The sequence below is a fragment of the Sanguibacter suaedae genome (assembly GCF_016342785.1).
In the GTDB taxonomy this organism is placed as follows: Bacteria; Actinomycetota; Actinomycetes; order Actinomycetales; family Cellulomonadaceae; genus Sanguibacter; species Sanguibacter suaedae.
In genome coordinates, this window is record NZ_JAEINH010000016.1 from 19,402 (window position 1) to 39,705 (window position 20,304).

At 71.3% G+C, this 20,304-nt stretch carries 15 protein-coding genes and 1 tRNA gene; 10 read left to right on the forward strand and 6 right to left on the reverse strand.

Annotated elements, in window-relative coordinates:
• The first annotated feature begins 18 nt into the window (after positions 1-18).
• The 9 genes from JAV76_RS13895 (at position 19) to JAV76_RS13935 (ending at position 12,132) form a co-directional block, all read left to right on the forward strand.
• Entirely contained in the window at positions 19-3,747 is a 3,729-nt protein-coding gene (locus JAV76_RS13895) for a nitrate reductase subunit alpha (protein ID WP_198734687.1), read from the forward strand.
• On the forward strand, positions 3,747-5,555 hold the full coding sequence (gene narH / locus JAV76_RS13900) for a nitrate reductase subunit beta (protein WP_198734674.1): 1,809 nt from the start codon (positions 3,747-3,749) through the stop codon (positions 5,553-5,555). Before JAV76_RS13895 ends, narH begins: the two co-directional genes overlap by 1 nt.
• Positions 5,552-6,238 carry a nitrate reductase molybdenum cofactor assembly chaperone gene (gene narJ, locus JAV76_RS13905; protein WP_307844253.1) on the forward strand — a complete coding sequence of 229 codons (687 nt, stop codon included), beginning with the start codon at positions 5,552-5,554 and terminating at the stop codon, positions 6,236-6,238. Before narH ends, narJ begins: the two co-directional genes overlap by 4 nt.
• Entirely contained in the window at positions 6,235-6,996 is a 762-nt protein-coding gene (gene narI, locus JAV76_RS13910) for a respiratory nitrate reductase subunit gamma (protein ID WP_198734675.1), read from the forward strand. The genes narJ and narI overlap by 4 nt, the downstream gene beginning before the upstream one ends.
• A 74-nt stretch (positions 6,997-7,070) precedes the next feature.
• On the forward strand, positions 7,071-8,756 hold the full coding sequence (locus JAV76_RS13915) for a sensor domain-containing diguanylate cyclase (protein ID WP_198734676.1): 1,686 nt from the start codon (positions 7,071-7,073) through the stop codon (positions 8,754-8,756).
• An 85-nt stretch (positions 8,757-8,841) separates the two neighbouring features.
• A tRNA-Met gene (locus tag JAV76_RS13920) sits at positions 8,842-8,915 on the forward strand.
• Positions 8,916-9,042: 127 nt separating this feature from the next.
• The gene (locus JAV76_RS13925) at positions 9,043-9,801 is read left to right on the forward strand and encodes an SGNH/GDSL hydrolase family protein (RefSeq protein WP_198734677.1); all 759 of its coding nucleotides are present in this window, start codon (positions 9,043-9,045) and stop codon (positions 9,799-9,801) included.
• Between the two features lie 40 nt (positions 9,802-9,841).
• Positions 9,842-10,834 (forward strand): NAD-dependent epimerase/dehydratase family protein, encoded by a 993-nt coding sequence (locus tag JAV76_RS13930; RefSeq protein WP_198734678.1) that lies wholly within the window; start codon positions 9,842-9,844, stop codon positions 10,832-10,834.
• A gap of 62 nt (positions 10,835-10,896) precedes the next feature.
• Positions 10,897-12,132, forward strand: coding sequence for a N(5)-(carboxyethyl)ornithine synthase (locus JAV76_RS13935; RefSeq protein WP_198734679.1), 1,236 nt, complete (start codon positions 10,897-10,899; stop codon positions 12,130-12,132).
• A 21-nt stretch (positions 12,133-12,153) separates the two neighbouring features.
• Here JAV76_RS13935 and JAV76_RS13940 read toward each other — a convergent pair whose 3' ends face one another.
• The 3 genes from JAV76_RS13940 to JAV76_RS13950 form a co-directional block, all read right to left on the reverse strand.
• Positions 12,154-13,323: a zinc-dependent alcohol dehydrogenase gene (locus JAV76_RS13940; RefSeq protein WP_198734680.1), complete on the reverse strand. Its 1,170-nt coding sequence runs from the start codon at positions 13,321-13,323 to the stop codon at positions 12,154-12,156.
• Positions 13,320-13,643 carry a hypothetical protein gene (locus JAV76_RS13945; RefSeq protein WP_198734681.1) on the reverse strand — a complete coding sequence of 108 codons (324 nt, stop codon included), beginning with the start codon at positions 13,641-13,643 and terminating at the stop codon, positions 13,320-13,322. Before JAV76_RS13945 ends, JAV76_RS13940 begins: the two co-directional genes overlap by 4 nt.
• Positions 13,644-13,849: 206 nt before the next feature.
• Positions 13,850-14,299, reverse strand: coding sequence for a DUF4383 domain-containing protein (locus tag JAV76_RS13950; RefSeq protein WP_198734682.1), 450 nt, complete (start codon positions 14,297-14,299; stop codon positions 13,850-13,852).
• 132 nt (positions 14,300-14,431) lie between these two features.
• Between JAV76_RS13950 and JAV76_RS13955 the strand changes: the two genes are divergently transcribed.
• Positions 14,432-15,379, forward strand: a complete 948-nt coding sequence (locus tag JAV76_RS13955; RefSeq protein WP_443728913.1) for a glycoside hydrolase family 113 — start codon at positions 14,432-14,434, stop codon at positions 15,377-15,379.
• 93 nt (positions 15,380-15,472) lie between these two features.
• On the opposite strand, the gene JAV76_RS13960 is transcribed toward JAV76_RS13955, so the two are convergent.
• The 3 genes from JAV76_RS13960 to JAV76_RS13970 form a co-directional block, all read right to left on the reverse strand.
• The gene (locus JAV76_RS13960) at positions 15,473-18,226 is read right to left on the reverse strand and encodes a cellulose-binding domain-containing protein (RefSeq protein ID WP_230402334.1); all 2,754 of its coding nucleotides are present in this window, start codon (positions 18,224-18,226) and stop codon (positions 15,473-15,475) included.
• A 149-nt stretch (positions 18,227-18,375) separates the two neighbouring features.
• Entirely contained in the window at positions 18,376-19,833 is a 1,458-nt protein-coding gene (locus JAV76_RS13965) for a glycoside hydrolase family 10 protein (protein ID WP_198734684.1), read from the reverse strand.
• Positions 19,834-19,950: 117 nt separating this feature from the next.
• On the reverse strand, positions 19,951-20,304 hold a 354-nt coding region (locus JAV76_RS13970; RefSeq protein ID WP_198734685.1), incomplete at its 5' end, for a cellulose-binding domain-containing protein.

The following is a 20,304-nucleotide window of genomic DNA, read 5'->3' on the forward strand; positions in this document are numbered from 1 at the left end:
CAGCGTCAGGGGGCCAGGATGGACGGCGACGTCACCGAGGCGCTGCTGAGGACCCGTCGGTACCTGCGGAAGAAGGAGGTGTCGGAGGACCTGCGCACCCTCCACCAGATCGGCGGGCGTGACGCGGACAGCTTCTACCGGGACCGGTGGAGCCACGACAAGGTGGTGCGGTCCACGCACGGCGTGAACTGCACAGGGTCGTGCTCGTGGAAGGTGTACGTCAAGGACGGCATCATCACGTGGGAGACGCAGCAGACGGACTACCCGTCGGTGGGCCCCGACAGCCCCGAGTACGAGCCGCGTGGCTGTCCGCGCGGTGCGGCGTTCAGCTGGTACACGTACTCGCCCACGCGGGTGCGCTACCCGTACGCGCGCGGGGTCCTGCTGGACATGTACCGGGAGGCACGGACTCGGCTGGGCGACCCGGTGGAGGCGTGGGCGAGCATCGTCGACGACCCGGAGCGTTCGCGGGAGTACAAGCGGGCCCGCGGCAAGGGTGGGCTCGTGCGCACGTCGTGGGAGGAGGCCACGGAGATGGTCGCCGCAGCCCAGGTGCACACCATCCGCCGGTACGGGCCGGACCGTGTGGCCGGCTTCTCACCCATCCCGGCGATGTCGATGGTGTCGCACGGCGCGGGCGCGCGGTACCACGCGCTCATCGGGGCGCCCATGCTCTCCTTCTACGACTGGTACGCGGACCTGCCCGTGGCGTCGCCGCAGGTGTTCGGCGACCAGACGGACGTCCCGGAGTCGGGCGACTGGTGGGACGCGGGATACCTCATCATGTGGGGTTCGAACGTCCCCGTGACCCGGACCCCGGACGCGCACTGGATGGCCGAGGCCCGGTACCGGGGCCAGAAGGTCGTGGCGGTGTCGCCCGACTACGCCGACAACGTGAAGTTCGCCGACGAGTGGCTCGCCGTGCAGCCCGGCACCGACGGCGCGCTGGCCATGGCGATGGGGCACGTGACGCTCAAGGAGTTCTTCGTGGACCGTGAGGTCCCGTACTTCCGCGACTACGTGCAGCGCTTCACGGACCTGCCGTTCCTCGTGCGTCTCGAGGAGCACGACGGCGGGTACGTCCCGGGGAAGTTCCTCACGGCGGAGGACCTGCCCGGTGCGGAGAGCCGCAGCGAGAACGCGGCGTTCCGGACCGTGCTGCTCGATGCGCGGACGGGTCTGCCGGTCGTGCCGGGCGGGACGCTCGGCGACCGGTTCGGTCCGGCGGGGGAGGGGCGCTGGAACCTCGACCTCGGGGACGTCGACCCGCAGCTCAGCGCGGGCGGGCCGGACCTGGCGGACGTGCGCACCGCCGAGACGGTGCGGGTGGACCTCCCGCGCTTCGACACCCTCGACGGGGCGGGGGCTGTCGCCCACCGCGGCGTGCCGGTCCGACGGGTGGGCGAGCACGTCGTCACCACGGTCCTCGACCTCCTGCTCGCGCAGTACGGGGTGGGGCGTGACGGGCTGCCGGGGGAGTGGCCCACGGGCTACGACGACGAGTCCCAGCCGTGCACCCCGGCGTGGCAGGAGCAGTTCACGGGTGTCCCGGCCGCGAAGGCGGAGCGCATCGGCCGGGAGTTCGCGGCGAATGCCGAGGAGTCCCGGGGGCGGTCCATGATCCTCATGGGTGCGGGCACCAACCACTGGTTCCACTCGGACACCATCTACCGGGCGTTCCTCACCCTGACCACGCTCACCGGCTGCCAGGGTGTCAACGGTGGCGGGTGGGCCCACTACGTGGGTCAGGAGAAGGTGCGCCCGGTCACCGGGCAGCAGATGTACGCGACGGCCAACGACTGGCACCGGCCGCCGCGCACCATGATCCAGACGGCCTACTGGTACCTGCACACGAACCAGTTCCGCTACGACCCGTTCAGCGCGGACACCCTGTCCGCCGCGACCCCCGGGACGGGGAACCTCGCGGGGAAGTCCACGGCGGACGTCATCGCGCAGTCGGCCCGCATGGGGTGGATGCCGTCGTACCCGACGTTCGACCGCAACCCTCTGCAGATCGCCGCCGACGCGGAGGCGGCCGGGGAGACGGTCGACAAGTACGTGCCGCGCGAGCTCAAGGCGGGGACCCTGCGCTTCGCGGCGGAGGACCCCGACTCGCCGGAGAACTTCCCGCGGGTGCTCACCGTGTGGCGGGCGAACCTCCTCGGCTCGTCGGGCAAGGGCAACGAGTACTTCCTCCACCACCTCCTCGGGACGGACTCGAACCTCCGGGCGCAGGAGGCGCCTCCAGGGTCACGGCCGCGCGACGTCGTGTGGCACGACGAGGCGCCGTCCGGGAAGCTCGACATGCTCCTGTCGCTCGACTTCCGCATGACGAGCACCACGGTCTTCTCCGACGTCGTCCTGCCGGCGGCCACCTGGTACGAGAAGCACGACCTCAACACGACGGACATGCACCCCTTCGTGAACTCGTTCAGCCCGGCGATCGCTCCCCCGTGGCAGACCCGCACGGACTTCGACATCTTCCAGACGATCGCCCGGTCGTTCAGCCGGCTCGCGGCGACCCACCTCGGGACGCGCACCGACGTCGTCGCAGCCCCCCTGCTCCACGACACCCCGGACGCGATGGCGACCCCGCACGGGCGGGTCCGGGACTGGAAGGCCGGGGAGTGCGAGCCGGTGCCCGGGAAGACGATGCCCAGGCTCGTCGTCGTCGAGCGCGACTACACGGCCGTGGCCGCGAAGCTCGCCACCCTCGGGCCGCTCGCCGACTCCCTCGGGCTCACGACGAAGGGCGTGACCTTCGACGTCGGCAAGGAGATCGACTACCTCGCGCGGAAGAACGGTGTGGCGCGGGTGGGGCCGGGCGAACCGGGCGCCGTCGCGGACGGGCGGCCGCTGCTGAGCCGGGACGTGCACGTCTGCGAGGCGATCCTCGCACTGTCCGGCACCACCAACGGGCGTCTCGCGGTGCAGGGCTTCCACACCCTCGAGAAGCGCACCGGGACGACGATGGCCGACCTCGCAGCCGAGCACGAGGGCAAGCAGGTGACGTTCAGCGACACCCAGGCCGCACCCACGACCGTCATCACGTCGCCGGAGTGGTCGGGGACCGAGCACGGCGGACGGAGATACTCGCCGTTCACCGTGAACGTCGAGCGCCTCAAGCCCTGGCACACGCTCACGGGCCGGCAGCACTTCTACCTCGACCACGACTGGATGACGGAGATCGGTGAGGGGCTGCCCGTGTTCAGGCCGCCGCTGAACATGCAGGCGCTCTTCGGCGAGACGGTCGTCGGGGACACCGCCGAGGTCGAGGGGACCGGGCAGCTCGGTGTCACCGTCAGGTACCTCACGCCCCACAACAAGTGGTCCATCCACTCCGAGTACCAGGACAACCTGTTCATGCTGTCGCTGTCCCGCGGTGGCCCCACCGTGTGGATGAGCGACCTCGACGCCGCGAAGGTCGGGATCAAGGACAACGACTGGATCGAGGCCGTCAACCGCAACGGGGTGGTCGTCGCACGCGCGATCGTCTCGCACCGCATGCCCGAGGGGACCGTGTACATGTACCACGCGCAGGACCGGCTGATCGACGTGCCGAGGACCGAGACGTCGGGCAGGCGGGGCGGTATCCACAACTCCCTCACGCGCCTGCTCGTCAAACCCAGCCACCTCATCGGCGGGTACGCGCAGCTCGCCTACGCGTTCAACTACCTCGGCCCCACGGGCAACCAGCGCGACGAGGTCACCGTGGTCCGTCGCCGTTCCCAGGAGGTGCAGTACTGATGCGGGTCATGGCACAGATGGCGATGGTCATGAACCTCGACAAGTGCATCGGGTGCCACACGTGCTCGGTCACCTGCAAGCAGGCGTGGACCAACCGCACGGGCACCGAGTACGTGTGGTTCAACAACGTCGAGACGCGTCCGGGCCAGGGGTACCCGCGGACGTACGAGGACCAGGACAAGTGGCAGGGTGGGTGGACCCTCACCAAGCGGGGGCGGCTGCAGCTCAAGGCGGGCGGGAGGCTCAAGAACCTCTTCACGATCTTCGCGAGCCCCAAGCAGCCGTCGCTCGACGAGTACTACGAGCCCTGGACCTACGACTACGAGAACCTCACGGACGCCCCGCTCCAGGAGCACACGCCCGTCGCCCGCCCCAAGTCGCTCATCAGCGGCGAGGACATGCAGGTGCGGTGGAGCGCCAACTGGGACGACGACCTCGGTGGCTCCCCGGAGCTGACCAAGGCGGACCCGGTCCTCGCGAAGGTCTCGGACAAGGTGAGGCTCGAGTTCGAGCAGACCTTCATGTTCTACCTGCCGCGCATCTGCGAGCACTGCCTCAACCCGTCGTGCGCGGCGTCCTGCCCCTCGGGCGCGATCTACAAGCGCTCCGAGGACGGCATCGTCCTCGTCGACCAGGACCAGTGCCGCGGGTGGCGCAAGTGCGTCACCGGGTGCCCGTACAAGAAGGTCTACTTCAACCACAAGACGGGCAAGGCCGAGAAGTGCACGTTCTGCTTCCCCCGCATCGAGGTGGGGCTGCCCACCGTGTGCTCGGAGACGTGCGTGGGGCGTCTGCGGTACATCGGGCTCGTCCTCTACGACGCCGACCGCGTCCTCGAGGCCGCGTCCGTCACGGACGAGCGCGAGCTGCTCGCCTCCCAGCGGCGCGTCTTCCTCGACCCGAACGACCCCGAGGTGCAGCGTGAGGCCGAGCGGGCCGGGATCGCGAGGGACTGGGTGGAGGCCGCGCAGCGGTCCCCGATCTGGGCCCTCATCAACACGTACGAGGTGGCGCTGCCGCTGCACCCCGAGTACCGCACGCTGCCGATGGTCTGGTACATCCCGCCGCTGTCGCCCGTCGTGGACGTCGTGGGCGAGACGGGGGAGGACTCCGAGGACTCCGGGAACCTCTTCGCAGCCATCGACGCCCTGCGGATCCCCGTCGAGTATCTCGCGGAGCTCTTCACCGCAGGTGACGTCGAACCGGTGAACGCGGTCCTCAAGCGCCTCGCCGCCATGCGTTCCTACATGCGCGACCTCAACATGGGGCGCCCCGGCAACCCGGCCATCCCGGAGGCGGTGGGCATGGACGAGGCCACCATGTACGAGATGTACCGCCTGCTCGCGCTCGCGAAGTACGACGAGCGGTACGTCATCCCCGCCGCCCACGCCGAGCAGGCCCACGGGCTCGAGGAGCTCGCCACCGAGTGCAGCCTCGACTACGACGGCGGGCCCGGGATGGGCGGGTCGGGCCCGTTCGGCGAGGGCTCCGGGAACGGGTACAACGACCCCATCGCGGTGGAGAACTTCCACATGCTCCAGCAGCGGCAGACCACCGACACGGTCGCCGACCCGGCCACCCGGAAGGCCCGGGTGAACCTCCTCAGCTGGGACGGCAAGGGGGCACCCGCCGGCCTCTTCCCGCCGAAGGCGCAGGACGCGGGGCTCCAGGAGCCCGACCCCACCCCGTCGGAGGCGCTCGTCCAGCCGCGACCGGCCGGGGGGAGCGCAGCGGGGCCCGCGGGAGCAGGGACCGACCCCGCTGACGTCTCCGACGGCGGCGGGCCCGTCGACGGAGGGACGCGGTGAACCGCGTCGCGCGTGCGGCTGCGGCGCGGGCCGCGGCGACGCGGGAGCACGCCGTCGTCCACAAGGTCGCCGCGATGGTCCTCGACTACCCGTCGCCCGAGCTCGTCGAGGCCGTCCCGCGGCTGCGGCACGCGCTCGACGGGCTCGGGCCGCGGTCGGCGCACCTGACCGTGCCCTTCGACGCGCTCCTCGAGCACCTGGAGGGCAGCCGCGCCACGGAGCTCGAGGCCGAGTACGTGCGGACCTTCGACCTCGCCCGACGTCGTTCGCTCTACCTCACGTACTACGCGTACGGGGACACCCGCAAACGTGGTGTGGCGCTCGTGGAGTTCAAGCAGGCGTTCGCCGGTGTGGGCTACGAGCTCGCCGCCGACGAGCTCCCCGACCACCTCGCCGTCGTGCTCGAGCTGGGGTCCACGGGCGAGCCCGCCGCCCAGGAAGCGGCGATGCGCCTCCTCCTCGCGCACCGCGCGGGACTGGAGCTGCTGAGGCTCGCGCTCCTCGACGCGGGGTCTCCCTACGCGGGTGCCGTCGTCGCCGTCTGCGCGACGCTGCCCCCGCTGGTGGGGAAGGACCGGGAGGCCGTCGCCCGCCTCGCCGCCGAGGGACCTCCCGGCGAGGAGGTCGGCCTCGAGCCGTTCGCGCCACCGTCGTACATGCCGGACACAGGAGCCCGCCGATGACCACCACCACCGACACGGTCCTCTGGGTCGTCGTCCCGTACGTCTGCCTCGCGTTCTTCGTGCTCGGGCACGTGTGGCGGTACCGCTACGACAAGTTCGGGTGGACGACCCGGTCCTCCCAGCTCTACGAGTCGCGGCTCCTGCGCTGGGCGAGCCCCATGTTCCACTTCGGGATCCTCGCCGTGTTCCTCGGCCACGTCATGGGACTCGGCATCCCCAAGTCCTGGACGGAGGCCGTGGGCATGAGCGCCGAGCTCTACCACTTCCTCGCCGTGAGCATCGGCGCGGTGGCGGGGGTGTGCACCGTTCTCGGCCTCGCGCTCCTCATCTACCGGCGGCGCACCGTCGGACCCGTGTTCCGGGCCACCACCCGCATGGACAAGGTCATGTACCTCATGCTCGCCGTCGTGATCTTCCTGGGCATGTGGAACACGATCGCCGGCTCGATCCTCAACCTCGGCGGGCACTACGACTACCGGGACGGCGTGTCCGTGTGGTTCCGCGGCATCTTCCGGTTCGACCTCCACCCCGAGCTCATGGCCGACGCGCCCATCGGGTTCCAGCTCCACGGCATGAGCGCCATGCTGCTCTTCGCCGTGTGGCCGTTCACCCGGCTCGTCCACGTGTTCAGCGCTCCGGTCGGGTACATGTGGCGCCCGTACGTCGTGTACCGGTCGCGGTCCGACCGGCTCGGGTCGCGCCAGGGCCGTCCCGGCTGGGACCGGGTCGAGCGCCAGGAACCGACGCGGCGCCGCTGACCTCGACGCGCGTCCCCGGCCCGGGAACGGGCAGGTCCCTCACTCCCGTGACGGACCTGCCGATGGGGTGGGCGATGTCCTCCGCCCCCCGCCCCCAGCACCCAGGGCACCGCTCTGCCTCCCCGGGCTCGCGCGTCGTCCCCGGGGGCGGGGCGACACCGGCCCTCGCGGACGACTCCTCGCCCGCGGACCTGTCGCGGGTCATGGCCGACCTCGAGTCCACGGTCGGTTTCGACTCCGAGCGGAGCCTCGACGTCGCCGACCGCGTCGAGACCCTCGCCCGCAGGCTCGGGGAGGAGACCCTCGTGTGGCGGGCACGCGTCGTGCGCGCCGACGTCCTCGAGCGCCAGGGTGCGCTCGCGGAGTCCGCGTCGCTCCTGTGGCGCGCGCACGCGTGGGCGGTCGAGGTGGGTGAGCGCCTGCTGCAGGCCCGGACGCTGAGCCTGCTCTCGTGGACGAGCCGTGACGCCGGCGACCTCGCGACGTACCTCGAGCACGCGGTGGCCGCCGTCGAGCTCCTCGACGCCGACGCCCCGGGGTCCGTGCGGTCGACGCACCTGCGTCGGCTCGCTGATGCCCTCCACGAGACGGGGTCGGGCGCCGCCGCGTACGAGCGCTATCTCGAGGCGGAGCAGATCGCCGCCGACGTCGGGGACGTCCCGCAGCAGCTGTCGGCGCTGAACAACCTCGCCTACCGACTGTCGACGGCCGGCGACGCCGACGGTGCGTGGGCGGTCATCGAGCGCCTTGGCGCCCTGAGTGACACGCACGGTGTGCCGCTCCGGTCGTCCACCCTCGACACGATCGCCCGGATCCAGGTCCAGAGGGGTCGGTTCGTCGATGCCGAGGCGACGGCGCGGCGCGCGGTCGCGATCTACCGGGCGGGCGCGGACTGCAAGGAGAGCGACCTCCTCGCCCAGCTGCTCGTGACCCACGCGGTCACCCGGCGACACCTGGGCGACCTCGTCGGCGCGCGGCACGCCGTCGACGAGAGCCGTGGGCTGTGCGACGAGCACGGGCTCGGGTCCGTCCTTCCCGTCGTCCTCGAGGAGGAGTCCGAGGTGTTCGCGGCCGCGGGCGACTTCGAGAGCGCGTGGCGGACCTACCGGGCCTTCCACGCCGCCGAACGGGCCCAGCTCGACGACCAGCGCGAGCGCCGGGCGCGCCTGCGGCAGACCCTCTTCGAGACGGCGGAAGCGCGCCGGCGGGCCGACGTGTTCCGGGACGAGGCGCGACGCGACGCGCTCACCGGGCTCCACAACCGCAGGTACGTCGACGAGGAGCTCCAGGGTCTCGTCGACGCGAGCCGTGCCGGTGGGCCGGGTGTCGTCGTGGGCCTCGTCGACCTCGACCACTTCAAGCGGGTGAACGACACGTGCTCCCACGAGGTCGGGGACCACGTGCTGCGGCAGGTGGCGCGCCTCCTCGAGGACGCCGTCGCGTCGCCGGGCGACGGGTGCGGGCGGGGCGGCTTCGCTGCCCGGATCGGCGGCGAGGAGTTCCTCGTGGTCCTCACCGGGACGGGGACCGGTGAGGCGCTCCACCGGTTCGAGGGGCTGCGTGCGGCCGTCGCCGGGCACGACTGGCGCGGCCTCACGGGCGACGTCCCCGTGACCGTGAGCATCGGCGTGGCGCGCGCGGGGCGCGACTCCAGGAGCGGTCTCCTGCGGCGGGCCGACGAGCGCCTCTACGAGGCGAAGCGGGCCGGCCGGGACCGGGTGGTCGTGGGGCCCGGGGGAGACGCGGGACCCGAGACCTGACACGGGCGGGAGTGCGTTCGTCGCCGTGCATCTCCGTCCCGATTCACGCTGTCGGTCGAGCGTGGTGTAGCGTTGTCCTTACCGACGCGGGGTGGAGCAGCTCGGTAGCTCGCTGGGCTCATAACCCAGAGGTCGCAGGTTCAAATCCTGTCCCCGCTACTCATGATGGTCTGGTCTCCAGACCATGAAGGCCCTCCGGGATCTCCTGGGGGGCCTTCGTCGTCCCCGTGCCTCCTGAGGATGTGCCGGGTCGTGCCACAGGACCGACACCCTTAACCTCGGTGTCATGAGCGAAACCCGAGCCGACCGTCGCCGCCCTGTCGCCCTGTGGGCCGGTCTGATCGTCGTCGCCCTGATCCTGCTCGCCGCCGGCCTGACCTGGGCCGCGTGGGACGAAGAAGGATCGACCACGGTGACCACCGAGGGCGCGACGACCACGGCGCCTCCCGAGGAGGCGACCACCGGGCCGGCGCCCACCGAGGACGTGAGCATCGCGTTCCTCGGGGACTCGCTCACGGAGGGGGTCGGCGCGCCCCCCGAGCGCGGCTACGCGTGGCAGGTGGCCGAGGACCTGGGGTGGGAGCTCGAGCTCGTGGACGGCGTCGGGGGATCCGGCTACCTCGTCCCGGGTGCCGGGGTGCCCTTCCCGGAGCGGGTCGACGGGATCGTCGAGACCGGGGCGGACGTCGTGGTCGTGTCCGGGGGGACCAACGACATCTTCCAGGACCAGGTCGCGGCCGACGTGGCCGTCGCCGCGGAGGACGTCTTCCACGAGCTCGTCGAGCGGATGCCCGCGGCGCGGATCGTCGTCGTGGGTCCGTTCCCCGTCAACCCGCTCCTGGCGGGGATGTCCGTGGAGATGAGCGACGCCATCGAGGGTGCCGCCGACGCGGTCGGTGTCGAGTACGTGGACGCGGCCGACCTCCTCGACCGGGTCGACACGAGCCGGTGGTCGGAGTACATCAGCGAGGACGGGATCCACCCCAACGAGGAGGGGTACGACCTCATGGCGCAGCTCATCGGGGAGCGGCTCACGGCCGGCTGACGCACGAGCGGACCCGGCGGTGCGGGGCTAGGCTGCCCGCATGAGCGCACCCAGGGTCCTGTTCGTCGGCGGCAGCGGCGTCATCAGCTCCGCGTCGTCCCGCCTCGCCGTCGAGCGGGGGATCGACCTCCACGTCCTCAACCGCGGGGAGAGCCGGGAGCGTCCCCTCCCGGAGGGGGCGACGGTCCACCGTGCCGACGTGCGCGACCCCGGGACCGTCCGCGAGGCCCTCGGCGGTCTCGAGTTCGACGCCGTCGTCGACTGGTTGGCGTTCACCCCCGACCACGTCCGTACGAGCATGGACCTCTTCGGGGCGCGCACCGGGCAGTACGTGTTCATCAGCTCGGCGTCCGCGTACCAGACCCCGCCCGCGCGGGTGCCGGTCGTCGAGTCGACCCCGCTGCGGAACCCCTTCTGGCAGTACTCCCGCGACAAGATCGCGTGCGAGGACCTCCTCGTCCGGGAGTACCGCGAGCACGGGTTCCCGATGACCATCGTCCGCCCGTCGCACACCTACGACCGCACGATGGTCCCGCTCGACGGCGGCTGGACGGCCATGGAGCGGATGCGGCAGGGCAAGGAGGTCGTCGTCCACGGCGACGGCACGTCGCTGTGGACGCTGACCCACCACGAGGACTTCGCCCGCGGCCTCGTCCCGCTCCTCGGGCACCCGCGGACGCTCGGTGAGGCGTTCCACATCACGTCCGACGACGCCCTCACCTGGGACCAGATCGTCCGCGCCCTGGCCGCCGCCGCCGGCGTGGAGCCGCGCATCGTCCACGTGCCCTCCGACGCGATCGCTGCTGCCGACCCCGGGTGGGGCGAGGGGCTCCTCGGCGACAAGGCCCACTCGATGCTCTTCGACAACTCCAAGCTGCGCAGCGTGGTCCCGGGATTCCGGGCGACCATCCCCTTCGAGCAGGGGGCGCGGGAGATCGTCGACTGGTACGACGCGGACCCGGCGCGGCGCACCGTCGACGCACGTCTCGACAGCGTCATGGACGACCTCGTGGGGCGGTTCCGCATCGGGTGACCCGGAGCGGGCGTAGTCTTGACCCGTGGTTGGCGCTGCGCCGACCCGGTGAGGACGCTCCGATGACCGAACGGTCCGTGCACGGCTCCGGCACCACTCAGGACGAGACGACGGGGACCCCCGACCGCACCCGGGGTGGCGGCCCGCTGACCCTGGGCGTGGTCGCGACCTCACGCAAGCCCGACGAACGACGGCTCCCCCTGCACCCCGAGCACCTCGTCCGCATCGATGCCGACGTCCGTGACCGGATCGTCCTGGAGACCGGCTACGGGGAGTCCTTCGGGTTCAGCGACGCGCAGCTCGCCCCGCTCGTCCGGGACATCCGGCCGCGTGCCGAGGTCGTCGCGTCGAGCGACGTCGTGCTCCTGCCGAAGCCGCAGGCGTCCGACCTCGAGGACCTTCGCCCCGGTCAGACGCTCTGGGGCTGGCCGCACTGCGTCCAGGACCCCGCGCTCACCCAGGTCGCCATCGACGAGCGCCTCACCCTCATCGCCTTCGAGGCGATGAACCACTGGGCGAGCGACGGCGGGTTCGGGCTGCACGTCTTCCACAAGAACAACGAGCTCGCCGGGTACTGCTCAGTGCTGCACGCGCTCCAGCTCACCGGGGCTACCGGGGACTACGGGCGGCCGCTGCGCGCCGTGGTCATCGGTTTCGGGGCGACGGCTCGCGGCGCGGTGACCGCGCTCAACGCGCACGGCGTGCACGACGTGCAGGTGGTGACCACGCGGGACGTCGCGGCCGTCGGGTCGCCCATCCACTCGGCGCGCATCGTCCAGCTCGATCACGACCGGTCGTCCCCGAACCACGTCGTCACCGAGCGGGGCCGTGTACCCCTCGCGACCTTCCTCGCGGAGCGTGACGTCGTCGTGAACTGCACCCTCCAGGACACCGATGCACCGCTCACCTACCTCGAGGAGTCCGACCTCCAGGCGTTCCGTCCCGGGAGCCTCGTGGTGGACGTCTCATGCGACGAGGCCATGGGCTTCGGGTGGGCGCGTCCCACGAGCTTCGCGGCCCCGGTGTTCACCGTCGGCGACCACGTGCGGTACTACGCGGTCGACCACAGCCCGTCCTACCTGTGGGCATCGGCGACGTGGGAGCTCAGCGAGGCCCTCCTGCCCTTCCTGCGGACCGTCACCGACGGCCCGGACGCCTGGGAGACGGACCGGACCATCGGGCGTGCCGTCGAGATCCGGGACGGGCGCGTCGTCAACCCGAGCATCCTCGCGTTCCAGGGGCGCTGCGCGGAGTTCCCGCACGCCCTGCCGGTGTCGGCCGGCGTCCCGGCAGCCTGACGGCCGCCGGGACACCGTGGCTCAGGGCACGAGCACCGACCGGACGCAGCCGTCGGCCTTGTCCTTGAACAGCTGGTAGCCGCGAGGACCGTCCTCGAGGCTCATGACGTGCGTCGCCAGGTGCTCGGTGACGATCTCGTCGCGCTCCATACGCTCGAGCAGCATGGGGATCCAGCGCTGGCCGTGCATCTGCGACGACCGGAGCGTCAGGCCCTTGTTCATCACCGCACCGAGGGGGAACTTGTCGACGAGCGCGGCGAACACGCCGAGGACGAAGACGCTCCCGCCCTTGCGGCAGCTGTAGATCGCCTGCCGCACGGCCGTGGGACGGTCGGTCTGCAGCCGCAGCTGCTGCTTCACCTGGTCGTAGAGGTGCCCGGGGCCGGAGGAGTGCGCCTCCATGCCCACGGCCTCGATGCACACGTCCGGACCGCGACCACCCGTGTACTCGAGGAGCGCCTCGTGGACGTCGGTCGAGGAGTAGTCGATGACGTCGCAGCCGATGAAGCATACGACCTGCTGCAGGCGCGGGGCGAGACGGTCGATGACGACGACCTTCTCCGCGCCCAGGAGCATCGCCGAGCGGGCGGCCATCTGGCCGACGGCCCCGGCGCCCCACACGGCCACGACGTCACCGGGCGTCACGCCACCGAGCTCGGCGCCCATCCACCCGGTCGGGACCGAGTCGGAGGCGAAGAGGGCACGCTCGTCGCTCACGCCGTCGGGGATCCGGAAGGCGCCGACGTCCCCGTACGGCACCCGGACGTACTCGGCGTGGCTGCCGCCGTTGCCGCCGAGGGCGTGGGAGTACCCGAAGCACCCGCCGGGGGAGAACCCCCACAGGGTCTCGGTGATCGCCGGGTTCGTGTTGCCGTTGTCGCACGCGGAGAACAGGCCCTTGCGGCAGAACCAGCATCGTCCGCACGCGATGAAGGAGCTCACGACCACCCGGTCGCCGACGGAGTGGTTGCGGACCCCGCTGCCGACCTCCACGACCTCCCCGACGAACTCGTGCCCCAGGACGTCGCCTGCGCGCATGAAGGGGATGTAGCCGCCGACGAGGTGGAGGTCGGACCCGCAGGTGACGGTGCGCCGGACCTTGACGACGATGTCCCCGTCGTTGCGCAGGACGGGGTCGGGGACGTCCCGGACGGCGAGCTCGTTGACGCCCTCCCACAGCAGCGCCCTCACAGCCGGCCTCCCGTCCGTGCGTGCCGGAGCGCGAGGCGCAGGGGCAGGTTCGTCACCGTGCTCCTCGTGGTGGACGGGGCGTCGCCGAGGAGGATCTCGCCCGTCTCGAGGATCATCCGGGTCTCGCGGAGCGCCCCACGGATACGTCCGTCGAGGGTGGGGTCGGTGCGGTCGGCCCGGCGTTGCGCGTAGACCTCCGTGCCGCGGTCTCCCGGAGCGGGGTTCGTGCGGAGCTCGACGTCGTCGGCGAGGCGGGCGAGCGGGGCGGGCCAGGAGGCGGCGGGCCCGGGGACCTCCGAGGCGGGTCGGTCGATCGTCACGGCATGCCATCGAGGAGGTGACGTGGTCCCGGGGCGCAGCCGCCTCGCGACGAGGGCGGCGGCGCCGGCTGTCGCGGACGCTGCCACGACGGTGGTCGTTCTGTTCCAGAGGGGCATCGTCGGCTCCCGGTGCGGGGTGATGGATGCTCTCCGCGCTGCTGGAAGAGGCATCCACCGTGGCACGTGTCCCCGGGAGGGGCAACCGGTCAGGTGCGGGAGGTGCGTGCCCGGTCGCGCTCGGGCCACAGCGCGATGGCGAGGCCGGCCAGGGTGCTCGCGATGTGCAGGCCGTTGTCGGCGCCGTTGATGTTGAGGATGTTGCCCTCGGCGTCACCCGCGACGATGAGCCCGTAGATCGATGCGGCTCCGTAGCCGACGGCGAGGATCCATCCGTAGATGCGGGCGGTGGACCGCTTGTTCCACAGCGCGACACCGAGCACACCGATGAGGATGTGGACGATGTTGTGCAGCGGGTTGATCGCGAAGCCGAGGAGCGTCTGGTCGTGATCGTGCTCCGTGAATCCCTCGAAGCCGGTGACGAAGAATCCGACGACTCCGACGAGCAGGTAGACGACTCCGATGACGAGCGCCAGCCACTGGTAGGGCGCTCGGTCCGTGGTGGCCCGTGCGGAGCTGTTCCCGGTGGGATGAGTCATTGTGCTCTCCTTCCGTGCTGTGGTGCGTGTGCGATCCGGACCCCCTAACCCTCCCGTGAAGAAGTTGTGTGCGCACCTCGAACGGCCGGGGATACAGTGGGTCGTTCTGTCACGACGACGTGAGGGGTGACCGTGGATCGCACGGACTACATGGCCGGCATGACCTGGGGATGGGTGGGGACCCGCGGTACCTGGACCGGGCCGGAGGCCCGCCGCTCCATGGAGCTCATGGTCGAACGCCTCGGGACCACGTGGACGGCGGTGACGTTCTCCGCGCTCCAGGACACGGCGCACTCCACGGAGATCCACTTCAAGGAGCACCCGACGGTCACCGACGACGAGGTCCGTGACGCGGTGGAGCGTGCGCACGGTCTCGGGCAGAAGGTGTGTCTCAAACCTGTGGTGAACTGCGCCGACGGGACGTGGCGGGCCTACATCAGCTTCTTCGAGACGGACGTCCCCTGCGAGCCGACGTGGTCGCAGTGGTTCGCGAGCTACACGGAGTTCATGGTCCACTACGCGCGGATCGCCCAGGAGACCGGGTGCGAGATGCTCTGCGTGGGGTGCGAGATGGTCCAGACGGATCACCGGGAGGCGGAGTGGCGTGCCGTCGTCGCCGCCGTCCGCGAGGTGTACAGCGGCACCGTCACGTACAACTGCGACAAGTACCAGGAGGGCGCCGTCCGGTGGTGGGACGCCGTCGACGTCATCTCCTCGAGCGGCTACTACCCGGTGGACGACTGGGAGGCCCAGCTGGACCGCATCGAGGGTGTGCTCTCCTCGTACGACAAGCCCTTCGTGTTCATGGAGGCCGGGTGCCCCAGCCGTGAGGGCTCGCCCGCGCTCCCCAACGACTGGTCGTCGCCAGGGGCACCCAGCGAGGACGCGCAGCGCGACTACTACGAGGCGATGCTCGGCGCGGCCCGGCGGCGGTCGTGGGTCCGAGGGTTCATGCTCTGGGACTGGCCCGCGGCCCTCTACGACGAGTCCGCGGCGGCCCTCAACGACGACTACTGCCCGTTCGGGAAGAAGGCGGAGGAGACGATCCGACGCTTCTACACCGCCGACGCGCAGGGCTGACCCGACCACGAGGGCCTGCGGTCGGCTCCCAGGAGCGGACCGCAGGCCCTCGTGTCACGTCCCGCCCGGCTCCGGACGGGACCGTTCGCCGCCCTAGTCGCAGGCGGCCCCGTTCACGGTGAAGGTGTCCGGAGCGGTGTTCGTCCCGGAGTGCGACCCGTTGAACCCGATCGTCGTGCTGGCGCCGGGGGCGAGAGTCCCGTTCCACGGGGCGTTGGTGAGCGTCACGCGGTCACCGCTCTGGCCGGCCACGCTCGACCAGGCCTGGGTGATCTGCTGACCCGCGGGGAACGTGAAGTCGAGGCTCCACCCGGACAGCGCGGCGGTCCCGGTGTTCGTGATCCGCACCGAGGCGGTGAACCCCGTGTTCCAGTCGCTCGTGGAGTACGCGACCTCGCACGACGCACCCGGTGCGGGGTCCGTCGGCTCGTCCGTCGGGTCCACGGTGGGCTCGTCGGTCGGCTCCTCGGTGGGCTCGTCCGTCGGCTCGTCCGTGGGCTCGTCGGTCGGGTCCGGGGTGGGCTCCGGGTCGGTGGGGACGTAGTCACCGGCGTCACCGACGACGATCCCGCGACCGTTGGTCCCGACGTAGACGCGACCGTGGACGTCGGGGTCGCCGGTGATGGTCGACCCGGTCCACGCCCACTGGTGCTCGTCGTCGTTGATGCGCGTCCACGACGCGCCCGCGTCGTCGGAGCGGAAGATCCCGCGCACGCCGTCGATCTTCGAGGACGTGTAGACGCTCGGGTACGTGCTGCCGGGGGCGCCCTTCCCGAAACCGATCGAGTCGCCCTCGTCGACGCCCTCGACGGCGGTGAAGGTGGCGCCGGAGTCCGTGGAGCGCCACATGCCGTAGGTCCCGTCCGTCGCGCCGCCGGCGAGCCACACGTCACCCTCGTGCCCGGGGACGGCCGCGAAGCGCACGTTGCCCTCCGCGGGGAGCCCGGTCGCGGCCGAGGCCGTGAAGGTCGCCCCCCCGTCGGTGCTCGTGTAGAACGTCCCCGCGTGCACGGCGTAGAACGTCTCCGGGTTCACCCGGTCCGCCTCGACGCGCGCGCCCTGCGGGAGCCCGGTCGTCGCGGTCCAGCTGGACCCGAGCGTCGTCGAGACGTGGACGTCGGCACCCTCGGGGCTCCAGACGATGCGGCTGCCGTCCGCGTTGACCGCGACCGTCCCCGCTCCGGTGACACCCGCGGGCTGCTGTCCCGCGAACCAGCTGTCGCCGCCGTTCGTCGACACACCGATGTGCGAGTCGACCTCGCCGTCGACGCCCTGGCCCACGCGGACGACCGTCGTGGGGGAGAGCTCGGCGTAGTCGAGGCTGTGCACGGCGCCGTGGTACGGCTGTGCGTACATCTGGTCCGGGACCTCGGTGATGTCGTCGTGGACGAACCCGCCGATGTCACCCAGCCCGGAGATGAGCTCGGCGCCGCCCGGGGGCGCCACGAGGTCGAGGACCGCGGTCTCCTCGATGCCCTGGGCCTTGACGGAGATGTCGACGGTCCCGCCGTCGTCCCAGTCCGTGAGGTTGGTGCCGCCGTAGACGGTCGCACCGGTCCCGTAGAAGAAGCGGTCGGAGTCGAACGGGTCGATCTCGAAGGACTCGGTCATCCAGCCGAGCTTGGGGCTGGGCTCCGGCGGTGCGGGTGCACGCCCGAAGTCGAGCCAGGGCGCCCCGCTGATGTCCTGGGTGTACCGCAGGGTGCGCTCCGGGTACGCGGCCCACTCCCAGATGGGGCTCCACGTCTCACCGCGGTCCGTCGAGCGGTAGATGTTGATGTCCGGCCACCACTGGAGCTGCGTGACGACCATGAGGGTGTCCGGGTCCTGCCGGTCGATCGTCAGGCCGCTGTACCCGAACGCGGAGTCGGCGCTCGTCGAGGGCACGGGGGAGACGTTGGTCCACTCGTCGGTCGCGAGGTCGAGGCGCCACACGTCGCCCGAGGCGCCGTCGTAGGGTCCGCCGGTGTCCGACGTGGCGATGTACAGCTGCTGGCCCTCCGCGTCGATGACGCCCTTGTGGGCGAGGAAGCCGGTGGGCTGGCCGGGGACGCGCTCCCAGGTTGTGCCGCCGTCGGTGGAGCGGTAGACGGTGTTCTCCTTGTCGGCGACACCGACGTAGACGGTCTGGGTCCGGTTCCCGGGGGTGCCCGTCGACGGGTCGAACGTCACCCACGTGACGCCCTGGTTGTCGGCCGTGTAGTCGTAGCTCGGGTCCTGGACGTAGTTGCCGACGTTGGGGAACTCGGTCACCTGCGACCAGGTGACGCCGAAGTCGGTGCTGCGCCACAGACCGTTGCCGCTCTCGGCGCCGTAGTAGAGGACGGAGTTGTCGTTCGGGTCGATCTGCAGGCGTTCGCCCATGCCGCGGCCCGGCATGTTGCCACCCACCTTGAACGGTAGGTCGGTCGTCTCCCAGGTCTCGCCCCGGTCGGTCGAGCGCAGGATGGCACCGTTGTTCGGGTCCCAGCTGTTCGTGTAGGTCCCGACGGCCGCGTAGACGCGGTCCGGGTCGACGGCGTCGGTGGCGAGGCTGAGCACTCCGCTGTGCCCCCAGTCGTCCCAGCCGACGTGGTCGAGGAGCGGCACCCACCGCTGCGTGCTGACGTCGAGGCGGTACGCGCCCCCGATGTCGGTGCGGGCGTAGGCGAGGCCCGGTTCGGACTGGTTGAAGATGATGGCGGGGACGAACCCTCCACCGACGATCTCGACGTTGCCCCACTCGTACCCCGAGGTCGAGGTGCTGGCGGCGGCCGGGGCCAGGGGGCTCGGTGCGGCTGTGGCACCGAGCCCCCCGACGAGCAGGCCGAGCGCTGTGAGAGGTACGACAGCAGGTAGAACACGCATCCGCGTCACTCCTTCGTGTCTGGCGGTGTGGTGCTCGCCCTGCTCGGCAGGGCGAGCGCGCAGGCGGGTGTGAGCGCGCCCGGCGGTGACACGAGGGTAGCGAAGCGCTTCGACGATGCCTACCGTCCGAATCGTTTAGGTGCTCCCCGTCAGCGGACGGCGCAGGCGACGCCGTTCGCCTCGAAGGTCTCCGGCACCGACGCGTCCCCGGAGTGGGAGGCGTTGAAGCCCGTGCTGACGCTGCCGCCCGGGGCGACGTCCGTCGCCCATGCGGGGGCCGCCACGGTGACCGTGCGGCCGGTCTGCGACCAGGTTCCCGACCACCCCTGCGTGAGGGACTGGCCCGCGGGCATGTCGAAGGTCAGCGACCACCCGGTGAGGGGCTCGGTCCCCGTGTTGGTGAACGTCAGGGCGGCCGTGAACCCGGTGTCCCAGGCGTGCCGGGTGAACGCCACCTCGCAGGTGGAGGTCGCCGGCGGACCCGTCGGGTCGGGGTCCGGACCTGGATCGGTGGGCTCCTCGGTCGGGTCCGGACCCGGGTCGACGGTGCCGGCACCGAGAGCGTCCGCGACGGCGGTGTACGCCGGCTTGGTCGCGTAGTCCTCGTCCCAGAGGAGGGCTGCGCCCTGTCCTGGGAACACCCCGGGGATCCAGGAGTTCGCGTCCGACACCCCCCACAGGGTCACGCCGTCGCAGCGGGTGACCGCGAGGCAGGCCTCGACGACGGTGCGGTAGTCGGCCGCCTGGCGCTCCAGCGCTGCGGGTGTCGGCGGTGTGGTCGTCCGGATGTCCAGCTCGGTGATCCGTACGTCGATCCCGAGGTCGGAGAACCGCCGGAGGTTCGCCTCCATGGAGGACGGGACCTGCCCGACGATGAGGTGCGACTGGAACCCGACGCAGTCGATGGGGACGCCGCGGGCGAGGAAGTCGCGGACCAGCTCGTAGATCGCGGTGCTCTTCGCGTTGATCCCGTCGGTGCTGTAGTCGTTGATGCACAGGCGGGCGTCCGGGTCGGCGGCCCGTGCGGCACGGAAGGCGTCCTCGATGTACCCGTCGCCGAGGCGCTCCTGGAAGACCGACCGGCGTCGTGTCCCGTCGCCCTCGAAGGCCTCGTTGACGACGTCCCATGCGGTGACGTCGCCCGCGTACCGGCCGGCGACGGCGCTGACGTGCTCCGTCATGGCGGTCCTGAGGTCGTCGGGGTCCGTGATGGCGGAGACCCACGAGGGGAGCTGGGAGTGCCACACGAGGGTGTGGCCGTAGAGCTCGGCGTCGTTGTCGGCCGCGAACTGCGCGACCTCGTCCGCCCCGCCCCACGTGAACGTCCCGCGGTTGGGCTCGGTGGAGTCCCACTTCATCGCGTTCTCGGCGACGACGAGGGAGAACTCGCGCTCTGCGACGGACCGGTAGGCGGGGTCGTCGAGGAGGTGCGGGGCGAGGGCCACCCCGACGGTGCGGCCCGTGCGCTCCGCAGCGTCGCGGAGCGGTTCGCGGTCGGCCGCCGAGGCCGGTGCGGTGAGGACGGGAGCGAGGAGGCTCCCTGCGACGAGCGCGCTGCCGAGGACCGCGGCCACCCGCGACCATCGTCGTGGTGCTGTTCCGTTCATGACGTCCGTCCTGTCTCGTGCTGTGGGCGTCGTGCGCCCCGATGGGAAGGAGCCGTGGTCCCTGGGTGGGACCACGGCTCCTGTGGTGGGCGGGGCGGTGCCTCGCCGGTGGTGGTGCTAGTCGCAGGTGGTGCCGTTGACCGTGAAGGTCGTGGGTGCGGTGTTGGTGCCGCCGTGGGTGCCGTTGAACCCGAGGGTGGTGCTGGCCCCAGGTGCGAGGGTCCCGTTCCAGCCGGCGTTGGTCAGGGTGACCTGGTCACCGCTCTGGGTGGCCTGGCTGGACCAGGCCTGGGTGATCTGCTGGCCGGCGGGGAACTGGAAGGCGAGGTTCCAGCCGGTCAGCGCGGTGGTGCCGGTGTTGGTGATGGTCACCGACGCGGTGAACCCGGTGTTCCAGTCGTTCGTCGTGTACGCGACGTCGCACGTGGCACCCGGCGCCGGGTCGGTCGGCTCGTCCGTGGGCTCATCGGT